Origin of the sequence: Nonomuraea sp. CA-141351, from assembly GCF_050944675.1 — a bacterium.
In the GTDB taxonomy this organism is placed as follows: Bacteria; Actinomycetota; Actinomycetes; order Streptosporangiales; family Streptosporangiaceae; genus Nonomuraea.
In genome coordinates this window covers 12,069,265-12,082,746 of the sequence record NZ_CP191982.1, presented here as the reverse complement: position 1 = coordinate 12,082,746, position 13,482 = coordinate 12,069,265, and the positions used below count along the sequence as shown (strand labels likewise).

General features: G+C 62.1%; 5 protein-coding genes. 4 read left to right on the top strand and 1 reads right to left on the bottom strand.

Annotation, left to right across the window (positions count from 1 at the left end; translation table 11 throughout):
* Window positions 1-776 precede the first annotated feature (776 nt).
* The 4 genes from ACQPWU_RS56865 to ACQPWU_RS56850 are packed head-to-tail and all read left to right on the top strand — an operon-like array spanning window position 777 to window position 11,567.
* Window positions 777-3,677, top strand: a complete 2,901-nt coding sequence (locus ACQPWU_RS56865) for a hypothetical protein (RefSeq protein ID WP_433435410.1) — start codon at window positions 777-779, stop codon at window positions 3,675-3,677.
* Window positions 3,674-4,765, top strand: a complete 1,092-nt coding sequence (locus tag ACQPWU_RS56860) for a hypothetical protein (protein WP_433435409.1) — start codon at window positions 3,674-3,676, stop codon at window positions 4,763-4,765. Before ACQPWU_RS56865 ends, ACQPWU_RS56860 begins: the two co-directional genes overlap by 4 nt.
* Window positions 4,762-10,329: a DEAD/DEAH box helicase gene (locus tag ACQPWU_RS56855; protein WP_433435408.1), complete on the top strand. Its 5,568-nt coding sequence runs from the start codon at window positions 4,762-4,764 to the stop codon at window positions 10,327-10,329. Before ACQPWU_RS56860 ends, ACQPWU_RS56855 begins: the two co-directional genes overlap by 4 nt.
* Entirely contained in the window at window positions 10,326-11,567 is a 1,242-nt protein-coding gene (locus ACQPWU_RS56850; protein WP_433435407.1) for a PD-(D/E)XK nuclease family protein, read from the top strand. The genes ACQPWU_RS56855 and ACQPWU_RS56850 overlap by 4 nt, the downstream gene beginning before the upstream one ends.
* On the opposite strand, the gene ACQPWU_RS56845 is transcribed toward ACQPWU_RS56850, so the two are convergent.
* Complete coding sequence (locus tag ACQPWU_RS56845; protein WP_433435406.1) at window positions 11,564-13,399, bottom strand: Druantia anti-phage system protein DruA; 1,836 nt, start codon at window positions 13,397-13,399, stop codon at window positions 11,564-11,566. The genes ACQPWU_RS56850 and ACQPWU_RS56845 overlap by 4 nt on opposite strands.
* Window positions 13,400-13,482: the final 83 nt, after the last annotated feature.

Below are 13,482 nucleotides of genomic sequence, written 5' to 3'. Positions count from 1 at the left end.
CCGCCAGGTAGAAACATCCGAGAGAGTGGGGATTCGGCTCTCAAAGGGAAATCCGATAATTCCACTCCTCTAGTTCGAGGAAGGATAATCTGCCACATGCAATCGAAAGTGATCCTAAATTGGCTTTAGGGGATCGGTGAGTGATTTTTTCGGTCTCAACGGGATCTGGTTCAAACTTCGTGACGCGGTAACTGTGCGCCTGCCGGTAATGTCATCCGGCCAGGTCATGGCCTTGCGGAGTTTCTCCGGGCGTGCGTGAGCTTCGGTCACGCAGCGACGCGAACCGAGTGCGGCATGATGATCGGTCGCGCTCCTTCGCCTGCCCTATCTGACCGTCACGAACGCTTTCGCCGCGCGACGGCTACTGCCAAGGGGCGATCGAGCCAAAGGCATCGGGATCCTCGCTCTGTGCCACCAGATCACCATCCTCGAACGACAGCTCGGCGCCGACGCCAGAGTGAGATTCGCTCCCGAAGACCGTGTCTTCCTGGCCGCCCTCCTACATCGCTGCCTCACGGGGTCCTGCGCCGACTGCGGCTTCTCGTTCGGCCGGGTACCGTCCTGCGCTGGCACCGTGATCTGGTGAAGCAGCGGCGGCCCGTACCTGCCGGCCAAAGCGGCCTAGCTAGGCGCCGCCCACCGTCCGCTCCATCCGTGCCCTCGGGTTGATGGCGGAGCCCCCATGAAGATCGAGGGCAACATTCGCGCTATGGTCCTCCCAAAATGTCAGTGTCCTGTCGCACACTGGGTCCAAGCCAAGACGAGGCATAAGGGAGGTGGCATCGAGTGTGGACGGGATAATACGTAGCGATTCGGCAGAAATTCTCCAATACCTGCACAAACATCTCGATAACCACTTTCGGGCGCTGTGCGAAGGTCGGCAGCTGCTGCAGCCGACAGCTCCTGTCTTTGCGCTGGAGCATGACCTCAGCGGCGTCGAGTTCGAGTTGCTCCTAGCTGCGGTGCGTGGCGCTGTTGCGCACGGATTCGATGCTCGCTACCACCTCTGGTGGTTACCCTTCGTGGTGTACGCCGCCGAGATCGGTTACGACTATGTCGGTGGCGAGTACTGGCCACTCTTTGCCCAGAAGACACCAGGCTGGGAGAGCAGCAAGGGTTGGAACGTTTCCGGCAACCGCGTCCGCATCAAGCAGTGGTTTAAGCAGTTCTCGGTCGACTATGGGGGGGTCGAGCCGAAGGGCAGCTTCGCCACGAACTTCAACATCATAGCCTGGCCGATTACACATGCCGTTATGCCAGCCTACCTCCAGCGGCAGTTGGCCCTGCTTCTGTTCGAGTCGCGCGCAGTACTGACCACGGAGCTGCTGAGTGATCCACGCGCAATGGGTGCATGCTTGGCGTCGCGCACGGGGCGATACAGCGAGCGGTTCCAGATCTTCTGTGCTAACCAGAGCCTTCTCGGCCAGGTCGCCGCGGCGCTGCTCGCAGGCGACGACGAGGAGTCCCCTTATCTTGTGCGGTCGACGCTTATTCGTCTGGTCGACGACCTGTCCAGCGAGCGACAGGCACGTACCTGGTTGACTAGCGCCAAGCGCTCGGCTGACTTGGTACGTTCCAGAGGATTTCGTCCGAACAAATCGGAGCTTGGGGCTGCGCAACGAGGGAAGCGTCTCCCGGCTATCGTCCATCCGAAGCTTCTGCTCCGGCGTGAGAACGATGGCTGGCGTCCGTACGTGGAATTGCCCGATCTCACGCCGCTGCAGGCGCGGCAAAAGCAGGTCGAGCAGGAACTCCGGAATCTGCGCCCGAGGGTGAATGGCCACCGTGGCCCACTTCCCCGAGGAAAACTGATGTATCCGGACACGGTGCTCCTCTCCGCTTGGCCTCGGCCCGATATACCACTTATCCAGTTGGAGCGCGGTTCACCGGCCGTGAACAGTGTTCTCGCCGAGAATTGCTCCATCAGTCGAGGCCCGTGGTGGGTGTTCCGGAAGCAAGCAGACGGGCTGGCTATGGAGGTCAGGGGCAAGTTCGTGCGGCCCGGCCACGAGTATTGCCTAGTTGGAGGGGTCGAGACTGATCCTCCAGCGCTGCCATGGGTTGATAAAGCGATTGTCTTGGCTGACGGAGTGCACGCCTTCGATCTGAAGGTGCCGCAAAACGTTGCTGAAGCGGACATTGTCCGGCTTGCCGCGGTAGGCCTGTCGGTAGTGTCGGATGTCTCTATCCGACCGGTCGGGCTCGTGCCGGGTTCCTGGGATGGGGAAGGTGCTGTCGAGTGGCTGGCCGAGGAGCCAGCAATGCTGGCGGTGCGGTCTACGCGAGCCGCGGATAAGTGCGCGGTGACCGTCGATCACGGCATGCCCTTCGTGCTCGATTGGCCTTCGGCCGAGCCAGAGTTGATCTTCGCTCTTGAGGGCCTCGCAGTGGGCATACATGAGGTGCGCGTGTCGCTACTGACGGCAGGCACGAGCGCATCCCTTGCAGGTGGTTCGCTGATGGTGACGATCCGCGACGCGCACGCGACTTCTGCAGAAGGCACGGAGGGCTCGGGAATCCGGCTGTTTGCCACACCAGCACGCCCAAAGCTGACCGAGCTCTGGGATGGTAAGGCCGCCCTCTCGGTCGATGGACCGCTCAATGCAACAGCGGAACTGACGATCGTGCTGCGTGACGATGCGGGGAAAGAACTGGCACAGCATCCTCAGGTCATCTCACTTCCCTTCAGTGACGGCGCTTGGAAGAGGTTCGCAGATCAGCACCTGCGCAAGGGAAACCTGCTCGGCTCCTACGACGAGGCCGAGGCTTGCGAAATATCGGTGTCTCGGAGCGGAGTGGGCTTCGCGTCGCTGATCTGCGAACGAGGCTTCGACCCTCTCCGTTGGGTGCTTACCAAGCGCCGCCGCGGCGGACACGAAGCACGCCTAATTGATCGCACAGACGGAGGCACCCAGGTGCGCCTGTTTCGGACGGAAGCGCCCCTGATCGGTGAGGAATGCGATGCCCACGAGCCGATAGCCGTCCCAGTGAGTGGCGGAATGCTGGAGGCGACGTCCGGCAACGTGACCGCTGGCATCATACTGCCGCCTGAGCCTAACCGGCTGCGCCAGACGCCGTATGACCGTCCAGTGGTCCGGTACGCAAACCAGTCACTGTCCGAGGTGCAGCGCCTCATCGTTGGCCACCGTCGCTGGCTAGACGCTGATCTGCCTGCTGATCCCTTTGCTCATCGTCAGAGGGAACAGGCTCTCAGCGCCATCACGACCGCCCTCGTGTCCCTTGTCGCCGGAAAGAGGTGGGCTCGCCTGGAACGCAGACGCGTCCCTCTCAGTGGTCGCAAGCCGCCTGACTTGTTGGACGAGATGCAGGAACTCGTGGGCGACGCTCCGTTGCAGCGTGCGGTGGCCCAGCAGATCGCTGACCATCTCTGGCAGTGGTTGGACTCGCCGGCTGCGCTGAGAGAGGGATTCGCCGAAGCGATAGCTGCCATCGCGGGAGGCAGCGGTATCGGCGATTCGCGTACCGCAGCCGAGTTTCTACTGCAACTTGCTAGCAGGCCGGGACATCTCGCGAGTTGGGGCGAGACTGAACGAGATAGGTTCTTGAACTGTGTGCTCCACTCTCCCGTCCTCATCCGGGCGGCCCGATTCGCGGTGCTTGGAACTGAAGAGCTACAGGAAATATCGGACTATCCGATTGCCGGAGATCATCGATGAGCATAATTCCGCTCAGTGGCCGAGAGACTGCAGAACGTACTGTTCGCGCGCTGGGGCTGGATGAGACGGTAACTGACATTTCCTCTACGGAGGCGCTTTGCGCTTCACTTCGCCGCGCGGCTTCGTTCATGTGCCCGGCGACGCCGCGCCAACTCGTGGAGGCCGTACTTGAGGCAGTCAGCTTCCTCGATGAATCATTATCCATGAGCCGTAGCCGGGTCGCGGAGCAGTTGGATCTGTTGGTGTCGATTGGTGACCTGGTCGAACTCCCTCGACCGGGGGGTCATGGAGGGCGGCAGCTATACCTGGCGCCGCCGTCATATGTGAGGAAGGCGCCCGGGCAGCACCTCCTACTTGGCGTGCGCCCCAACGGTGCACCGCTCGTTGACGAGTCGGTGGGCGCGGAGGTGCAGTACGAGAACCATACGCGCTTTGTTGAACTCGACGCCGAGGTGGCGCCTGTCCAACTGCGTGCCGCTGGCCTACACGAGATCCGCCGTGAGCACTGGCTCAAGCACCCGAGTGTGAGTCGAGCTGCCGATGTTGTTGGTGCGATGCGTCAGCGCTTGGATAGGGCGGCGGAGTCTGGTTACATCGACGGCCTGACGATCATTGATTCAGGGAAACCCGTTCGCTACTATCGCGGCCGCTGGCGGCTACTCGCGGACGGCGATTCTGGAGACTTCGTTGGCCGTCGACCTCAGGCATACGGCTCGGACCTGTGGTGCCTCGTGCGTATCGAGCAAGGCGTGCCTCGCGCGCTTGTGGATCTACCTGTCGATGACCTTGCTGGATCAGGGTGCGATGAGGCGTGGCGCTTTCAGGCAGCCATCGATGCCGTGGCGGATCAGCCACAACTGCTACGCGTCCGGTCTGCTGTAGGAGCGGACGGGAGCCGAGTTCTGGACTTGTTTGGCCCTGTGCCCGGGTGGGCGCAGCGCCATCTCGAACTCGTGGGAATCCCTGTCTCGCGGACAAGGGGAGCGTTGATCTCCTATCGCGTACCGATTTCCGTAATCGGCGAGTTGTCGGCTTTCTTCGTTGACATGCTGTGGATGAGCATCAGGGAAGAGGGAGAAGTAGTGTGACGGTGGAAGCGCCTACGATCGCGGAGACGGTCGCGAAGATTCAGGCTGCGCTTCAGGACTACATCGAGGCGACCTACCACGTTGGGCATCCAACCGTGATTGAGCAGCGTCGTGTCCTACTCGAGCAGGAAGGTGTGCTGTTCCGCGCGCCTTTTATCGAGAGCACTCCCCGCTATCAGGCGGGACGACGCTTTGCCGGTCTCGAACTCGACGCTGCTGTCCACGCGCTCTTCGGCAGCCTGACGACACATGTGGGTGGGCTGAGACCGCTGCTTTATGACCCGCCCTATACCCACCAAGCTGAGGCGCTCGAGTGGACGGCTCGCGATGGCCTCAGCCTGGCGGTCACTACTGGCACGGGCTCGGGAAAGACGGAGTCGTTTCTCCTGCCGATGCTGGCGAAGCTTGCGGCGGAAGCTGCCCACAAGCCCGAGTCGTTCGCGGCGCCCGCTGTCCGGTCCTTGATCCTCTATCCGATGAACGCGCTAGTGAACGACCAATTAGGTCGTCTTCGACTACTGCTCGGCGACCCACGCGTCAGTGGCCAATTCAGCGCCTGGGCTGGCCGTCCAGCCCGATTCGCGCGCTACACCAGCCGAACGTTGTACCCCGGTGTACGGAAGGTTGGGAAGGATCAAGCGCGGCTTCGCTCGATCGAGGACTTCTACATTCAGCTGATCGACCAGGCGTCCGACCCGTCATCGCCCTGGCGCGACGACGCAGCAGCTCTCATCGACAAGCTGCGGTCACGCGGAAAATGGCCAGCCAAGCCGGACCTGAAGGCATGGTATGGCGAGAAGGCTTCCCGCTGGAAGAACAAGGATGGCGAGTTTGTCCGGGCTGTCCTTCAGCCCGACGACCCCGAACTGCTGACACGCCATGAGGTGCTAGAGGCACCTCCAGATGTGTTAATCACGAATTATTCGATGCTCGAGTACATGCTGATGCGCCCGCTCGAGCGGCCGGTGTTCGATGCTACGCGGGCTTGGTTGGAGAACAACCCCGACGAGAGGTTTCTCCTGATCATCGATGAGGCCCATCTCTACCGAGGTGCGGCTGGCGCCGAGGTTGCACTTCTGCTGCGGCGCCTTCGCGCGCGGCTTGGGATCCCGCCGGACCGGTTGCAGGTGATCTGCACCAGTGCGAGCTTCGCGAGCGCTGAGTATGCGCGTAAGTTCGCCGCGCAGTTGAGCGGCAAGTCCGAGGTCGACTTCAGGACCGTGGAGGGTCGGCTCGCGTTGCGGGAACTGGCCGAAACAGGCAGCGACCAGGACGCGCAGGCCCTCGCTTCAGTGCCTATGCACGCCTTCTATGAGGGTGAGGGCGACGAGGCTCGCATCGCCGCCGTTCAGGGTCTTCTGAATTACCGTGAGGTAACTGTGACGGAGGGCGCGACAGTCGGCGAACTCCTGCACGATGCACTCAGTGCCTTCGGTCCGATGAATCTACTGGTCAACGAGACCATGAAGCAGGCGCAGCCGGTAAACGAGTTGGGCGCGCTCATCTTCCCAACGGTAGAGAAGGAATTTGCTGACAGGGCCGTTTCCGCGCTCGTGGCGCTTGGCAGCGCGGCGCGCCGGTCGGCGGATGACGCGGGTCTGCTGCCGTGTCGTGTGCATACGTTCTTTCGTGGTCTGCCCGGCCTCTGGGCCTGCCTCGACCCGGACTGTCCGGACGTTGACCGGGAGGCGCACCCGCTTCCGGGGCCGGTGGGTAAGCTCTACGCACAACCGCGGGCAACCTGCAGTTGTGGCGCCAGAGTCTTCGAGTTATTCACATGCCGGCACTGTGGCTCCGCCTATGCGCGGGCCTACACCGATGACGTCCTCGAGCCGTCCGACCTGTGGCACGAGCCAGGGGGAACGTTCCAGTCGGCATCAGGTTTCATTCCAGAACTCCAGCCCCTTGACCTCCTGCTCGAGCATCCGTCCGAGGGGGATGTCCTACCCGCCGACCTCGATCTGATCACTGGTCGGCTCAATCCGGAAGAACTTGGTTCCCGCATCCGCGGCGTCTTCATTCCTCGACTTCGGGGAGGAGAGTCCGTCAAGGGTGACGACGATGACGATGAGGAGCAGGCCGAGGCAAACGGAGAGTTCAAACCCTGTGGTGTCTGCGGGCAACTCGCGGGCTTTGGTCGATCATCGGTGCAGGATCACCAAACGAAGGGTGATCAGCCGTTCCAAGCCCTCGTGACACGTCAGATCGAGGTTCAGCCGCCAGGCGCACAGCCGTATACCGACTTTGCGCCGTTGCGCGGTCGTAAAGTACTCGTGTTCTCGGACTCCAGGCAAGTCGCCGCCCGGCTGGCACCCAACCTGCAGAGCTATTCGATGCGAGACGTCATTCGGCCCTTGATCTTGCGTGGGTGGCGGGAACTGGCGAATCAACCGTTGCTGGCGCCGTCGCTCAGCTTGGAGCGTCTGTTTCTGGCCGTGACGGTCGGAGCGCGGCTACTGTCGGTGCGATTGCGCCCGGAACTGCGTCCCACGGAGACACTCCACATCTTGGGCCAGGTCGCACAAGCGATCGACAAGGGTGCGCTCAAGGGTAACGTGGGTGAGTTGGTGCCACTCCTGAGCACCGCCTCGCCGCCGCAGTCGCTGTTGCGGGCTATGTATGCAACGCTGACAGATAGGTACTACGGGCTGTCGTCCCTGGGGCTGGCTTCTCTCCGTGAGCGGGCGGATCTGACCGATGTGTTGCTGACGAGCCTGCCGGACATCGAGGGGGTCGCGACCAGCGCCGATGCCAAACTCGCTCTCGTGCGATTGTGGCTGGCGCAGTGGAGTACTCCTGCCCGCGGGATCTGGTTCCCGTCAATGACCGACGGTGACTGGTTGCAGACGAAACGCGGCGTCAAATCGCACGCTGGTAAGTTCCAATCGATCGAGCGGTGGCTTGATTCGAGCTCGGCAAAGAAGAAGTTCAGAGATGGCTGGCTGCAGACGTTGCTCACGACTTTCTGCGAACCGGTGGCGGGCAAGTTTCGTTTGTCGGCCACGAAGATTGCCCTGGAAATTGGTGGGCTGTGGGGCTATTGCATGCGCTGCCGCTTTACACAGCGGCCGTTCCCCGGCACAGCTCGGTGTGTCAGCTGCGGCGCCGATCAGGTTAGGACGCTCAACCCTGAGACCGATCCGGTCTTCCAAGCCCGTAAGGGTTACTACCGGGCCAGCGCGGCCCGGGCTCTCAGCGACCCGGCTGAATCGCCGATGAGTATTATTGCCGCCGAGCACACGGCGCAGCTCAATGCTGCCCAGTCCGACGCAGCGTTCTCCAAGGCAGAAGAGCACGAATTGCTGTTCCAGGATGTGGACCTCGGATTGGCCCGCCCAGGAGAGCAGACACGCGCCGCCATCGACGTTCTGTCTTGCACGACAACCATGGAAGTGGGCATCGACATTGGCAGTCTGACCGGCGTCGCTCTTCGCAACATGCCACCATCGCGCGCCAACTATCAACAGCGTGCAGGTCGGGCGGGTCGTAGGGGCAACGCAGTCGCCACTGTGCTCGCCTTCGGGAGCGCCGACACACACGATGACCACTACTTCCGTCAGCCAGAACTCATGATCAGAGGGAAAGTCGATGACCCGGTGCTGACAATGGACAACGATGAGATCGCTCGGCGTCACGTCATCGCGTACCTGCTTCAGCGCTATCACCAGGATCGGCTGCCGACGATTGACCCAGACGAGCAGCCGCAGCTTTTCGAGGTCCTTGGGACTGTCGAGGCATTTGTGAGGACAACCTCACCGCTGAACCGGACCGACCTGGAAGAGTGGCTGAAGACCTGGGAGAGTACGCTCCGTGAGGAGGTTGCGTCGTGGCTTCCCGATGAGTTGAGCCAGGCCGATCGCGAATCCGTTCTCGGAGGCGTCGTCGCGACGACGCTCCATGAGATTGACAAGGCTCTTGACCTTGACCTCGACGGTAGTCTGCCCAATACCTCCGAGGGTGATGCCCCACCGGAGTCCGATGAGGTGGAAGCAGACGGCCCGGCCGAGGACGGTGCCGAGGAGCCGAGCGTCCAGCGGAGTCAGACGAACCTACTCGACCGACTGCTGTACAAAGGAGTGCTGCCGCGCTACGCGTTTCCGACGGATGTTGTTGCCTTTCACGTCTTCGATCTCGATCGATCGACACGCTTCAAGGCCGAGTTCCGCTACGAGCCCAGTCAGGGTCTCCCGGTGGCGCTCAGCCAGTACGCACCGGGCAAAGTGGTGTGGATCGACAACAAGGAGTGGACCTCGGGCGCTATCTACGCGCCGGTCCAGAAGGAACGCTTTCAGGCCTGGCAGGACAAACTGCTCTACTTCGAGTGCCAGGTCTGCCACTACGCCAAGCACTTCCCCTATGACCAGGCTGAGCGCGGGGAAGAACGCGACTGCCCGGCTTGCGGCGCCGTGGACAAGTTCGGTAAGGCCAAGAATTGGATGCGTCCACCGGGGTTTGCGCACCCGGCCGAGAAGGATCCCGGCACAAGTCCCGACGATGCGCCCGCGGTCAGTTATGCCACGCGGGCCAAGCTCATGGCGCCTGGACCAACCGAGAAGACTGCCTGGCAGCGCGTCACTGATTCCCTGGAGCAGACGTATCGCCGCGAGACCCTGCTCGTCAGTAATACGGGCCCGCGCAGCGAAGGTTACACCTACTGCACCCGCTGTGGGCTCATCGAGCCGACAGCGACCGCGTCGGGTGTGGTGATTGGAACGCACAGGAAGCCTTACCCAGACGAGAAGGAACCGAATTGCGCCGGCTCGGCATCGACGCGGGGCTTGGTACTGGGCACGGACTTCATTTCCGATGTGCTCCTGGTTCGCATGAAAGTAGCTGCGCCCATCACCCTTAGGCCAACGTTTCTGTCGACGCACATCGCGCTTCGTACGGTTGCTGAGGCACTGACAATTGCTGCGACTCGAAAGCTAGATATCGAGGCGACGGAACTGCAGGCGGAGTACCGACCTGCGCTGACTTCGTTGGGTAGGGAAGGCCTCGAGGCCGAGATCTACGTGTACGACACACTCGCTGGCGGTGCAGGCTTCACCCGCCGGGTCAACGACTACGGTATGGAGATCTTCGAACGGACACTGGAACGTCTCGAGGACTGCCCAGCAAATTGTGATGAATCCTGCTATCGCTGTCTGCGTAGTTTCCGCAACCGGTTCGAGCACAACCTCCTCGACCGGCACGTCGGCGCCAGTCTTCTGCGCTACTTGATTCACGGAACCCTACCGGTCTTGGACAAGGAGCGGCTCGAGCGGTCATCCGACAGGCTTTTCGAGGATCTCATCGGTCGAGAGATCAGCGGCATCCGGTTCGAACGAGGCATCGCGATCGAGATCGAGGGTATCGGGCCGGTCACTGCGCCCATCCTGGCGACGCGGAGCAGCCAGCAGTGGATTTTCGGTGTGCACGGTCCCCTGACCCCCGATGTGGCACCGACCGATGAGTTACGCGACGCCAAGGAATTCGGCAGTGTCCCGGTAAGTTTGATCGATGACATGGTGATCTCTCGCAATCTCCCGTTCGCCAGCCAACTAGTTCAGCGGGCACTGACGTGAGCGAGAGGATCTCGTTTCCCACCGGCGTCGAGGCATCCGAGGCGCTGTTGCCACGGCAACCTGCATTTTGGAGCCACTCCTCCTTACGCGAGATGGAGGCGTGTCCGCGACGCTGGATGTTGTCGCGGTCGGAGTATCCGAAGCTTTGGGAGAAGCGTGGTTACCCCCAACTCCCTGTCGCCGCGACCCTCTTCGGAGATGTCGTACATGCGGCGCTCGAAACCATCGTCCGGAAGCTAGTGACAGCTGGATGCACATCGCCCCGGAATGCGCAGGCAGTCCAGGTACTCCGCGACCTCGGTGGCATCACAGCTGTGGTGGAGGCGGCATCGGGCGATCGGCTAGCCAGGTTGAAGGGCAATCCTCGCCTGGACGATGATCGAATGAAGCGCATAAGCGTCGAACTCAGTGACCGTGTCCCTCAGGCGCGCGTTCACGTACAGGCGTACTTGAGTCGGACCGCGCTGCCTCCAACTCCGCAGACAGCCAGGCCCCAGGCCGATCCCGGGACGTCGGTGGGTGGACCGGCGTCCGGCCGAAGGCCTGCGGGGCTGGGTACACATCCTGAGATCCCGTTGGTTTCTGAGACGCTGCGGTTGATGGGCCGCGTCGATCTGCTCACTGCTACTCAGGACCGTGTCGCCATCACCGACTACAAGACGGGCGCAGAGGATCCGAGTCACCTCGATCAACTCCGGCTATACGCAGTGTTGTGGGATCTTGACCGGATCGCTAACCCCGACCGGAGGCCGGCGACCGAGCTGACCGCCTCCTATCCAACACATGAGATCACGGTACCTGCACCGGAAGAACCCGAGCTGCGGGATCTGGAGGAAACCGTAAGGCAGAGGATCGCCACTGCGGAGACCGAGTTGATCGCATCCGTACCAAAGGCACTCCCAGATGGCCAGAAGTGTTCACTCTGCCAGGTGCGGCAGCTCTGCGATGCTTACTGGGAGCAAGCGCCGGAAGTCCACACGCTTTCTGCTGGAGCTTGGTTCGACTACCAGGGTGTTGTCGGCCCTCAAAACGGCGCGCGCAGTTGGTGGCTGCTCAGTGAGCGCACCGGTCAGAAGACGATGCTGCTCCGGACAGCGGCGACCACGAATGCGTTACCGACTGGTCGTCGGATTCGCGTGCTGAACCTTCGACTTGACGACGATCCCGAGGTGGAGATAACCGTGGCGACACTGACCGCAGCATCGGAGATTTTTGTCCTGACCAACAAGGAGAGTTAATGGTGTTCGTCGCCACCAGGGTGTTGGGGGGCGAACGAGACCAATTCGTCTTCAATAGGCAACGGTACGCGGGCACCGTGCCGCACCGGCCGGACCAGCCGGTGGGAACGCATGGACTCCAGGACATTCTGGCTCGTCGCCCTCCGCTGGCACCAGCGCTCGAGCCACCAGTCGGCGACCTTGGTGTCTGCGTCGGACAGTTCGGGATTCAGCAGATACTTCGGTTCCCGGTCGATGCCGAGTGAGTAATCTCGCAGGTTCTCGACCAGTGGAACGCCATAGAGGATGCGTTCGCGCCCGTGCCTAAGTAGTTCGTTGGCGGGCCAACCGAGTGCGGCGAGCCCTAGCCGCACCTTGCGTAGGCGAGGGCTGACACCCTCACCGAACAGGCTGTTGACCCGGACGAGTGAGCCGCGCAGCCCCGAAAGCCTGACGAGGGCGTCGACGGTCTCTTCTGAGAAGTGAGAGGTTCCAAATGACCGTGATCGTCCGAGTTCGTGGAAGCCCATACGCGTGTTGCTGTCGCCCCCCATGATCTCAGCAGGCCAGAACAGCCGGTTGTACTGGCTTGATCCGGTGCCGTAGAGCGACGTCGTTCCTACAAAGGAGAGGCGGGCTTCGCGCAGGATGGGACGACCCGCCATCGCCGACGCGATCTCGCTTGGGCGCGCGTACTTCTCGCGGTAAGCGGCCAGTACCCGAGGCGAGACGGCCAGCGCGCCCACCAGTTTCCCCGCTGCCAGCGCGTTGTAGGGTGCCACGGCGCCGCAGACGGTGAGGTCGGCGATGACGGTTCCGACTCGTTCTCCTCTTGCACGGCGCACCACGCGACGCATCTGCGTACGCGCTTTAGGATCCGAAAAGGCCTTTATGAGTCCTTCAACCGTGGGAGGGGAGAGATAGGTCCCGAGCAGAGTCGCAATCTCTAGGGCCTCAGCGAGCGCCGACGAACGCTTGCTCCGAAATAGGTCCGTCGTGGCACGATGCACCCACGCGTCGCGCTCGATGTTGCGGACCTCGCGGATTGTGCCGGCCTGGTGGTGCCTCTGACGATGCCGCTCGGCGTCAGTCCGCAGCCGGGCAATGACCTCAGGGGTAGGTGTCGCCAGGTCGGTGGGTTGGAGAATTCCATCGCGGAGGAGATCGTCGACGTAGATCTCACTTTGCTGGCAATGGATCCGCTGGGCCAGCCAGCAGGCCATATCGCCAGTGGGCTGAGCTTGCACCTGCTTGAGGAACTGATCGGTCTCCCAACCCATCCAGTGGTCGCGCTCAGCGATCTGGACGACCGGGCTGGAGATTGCCGCCAGCCCGATCACGGCGTGGAAATCGGTGGCTGCATCCCGGATCAGGATGGGCATCGAGCGGCCCGGAACAGTCGCGTAGGCGTTGGACCAAGTGTGGCGAAAGTAGCGCCAGATGTCGTGGAGCTTGAAACCGGTCAGCTCGCACGTCGAGGAGTCGACAATCTGCACGTAGGGTTTGATGACATCCGTGGACGCACCGGTACGCTCAAGCGCGTCCGCCAATTCTCGGCCGTCGCGCATCAAGTTGAAGATGGAGACCAACCGGTCACCCTGCTGGTGCGTGCGCTCCATGCTCTCGACGAATCGTCGAACGCTGCCCTTCCTGAGCTGCTCATCCCGGCGTAGGTGCTCTTGACTCCGGATCCGGGCCTTCTCCGCCTCGCGGTTGCTGTGCACCGACGGGGGCGCAAGGACAGCCCTGGACTTGTCGATCCGAACTGTCCAGCCTTGATTCACAAGATCGATGGTGGTGTGAGCCGCTGCAGCAAGTAGAGGCTGGTCGTATAGCTTGGTGATCTTGGCCATCCGGATCCAGTGGTCGCGGTCACCTAGAGCCTCGGCGTCCTCCGTAGTACTCGCGAGGAGGGTGCAGAGTCGGGCGAACCCTT